1 protein-coding gene is annotated in these 900 nt (G+C 70.2%); it reads right to left on the bottom strand.

Features of this window, described 5'->3' with window-relative positions; genetic code table 11:
* Window positions 1-819 (bottom strand): HNH endonuclease (locus AC3ENX_RS14585; RefSeq protein WP_434812455.1); only part of this gene is annotated, 819 nt, incomplete at its 3' end.
* Window positions 820-900 lie beyond the last annotated feature (81 nt).

The following is a 900-nucleotide window of genomic DNA, read 5'->3' as shown; positions in this document are numbered from 1 at the left end:
GGGGTCGATCCAGGTGGGTGGGGTGAGCCAGACGGTCGCGGTCGTGCCGGTGCCGTCGACGCGCAGGTTCCAGCCGTCGTCGTGGATGCGGTGGTGGCAGGCGGTGCACAGCAGCACCCCGTTGGTGAGGTCGGTGGGTCCGGTGTCTCGTTCCCACCAGTCGATGTGGTGGACGATGCACCAGCCGGGTGGCGCCCCGCAAGAGACGCAGCCGCCGTCGCGTTCGATGAGCGCGAGTTTCTGGGTGGGCGTGAAGAGGCGTTTCGTTCTGCCCCAGTCGAGGATGTCGCTGTCGCCGCCGAGGACGCACGGGATGACCTGCGCGTCGGCGGCCATCCGCCGGATCGCGGCGGCGGGGACGGGCTGGTCGATCCCGTCGATCGTCGCGACCCCCGCCGCGTCCGTGGCACCAGCACCGACCGCCCCGGCGTCGTCGACGCGGCGGAGCAGGTCGTCGAGGTCCATGCGGACGACGACGGTGGTGACGGGCCCGGTGGGGACAGTGGTGCAGCCGATCGCGTGACGGCAGAGGTCGGCGAGGGCGTCTGCTTGCATCTGCCTGACGGATCGGTCGTCGCGTTCGGCGTCGTCGGCGTGTTCGTTGCGGCGCAACGTCTGGGTCACCATCGCTTCGATCGCGGTCTTGATCGGGGCGGCGGTCTCGACGTCGAGTTTCGCGGTGAGGTGGACCATCCCGTCGCGTTCTTGAAGGATCAGCGATCGTTCCGCGCGCGCCTGGTCGTGTCTCGGTTCGACACCAGCGGGGTCGAGGTCGGCTTCGGCACGGGCGAGGAGCCGGTTCAACTCATCCGCCCGCAAGCCCGGCGCCAACTCGACGAGTTCACGTTCGGCGGCATCCAGCCTGCCGGGTGCGACGCGGAGTGCGACCCGGTCGAGGAG

The organism is Microbacterium sp. bgisy189 (assembly GCF_057707225.1).
Note: the sequence above shows the minus strand (reverse complement) of the source record. Positions and strands in the feature narration are given on the sequence as shown.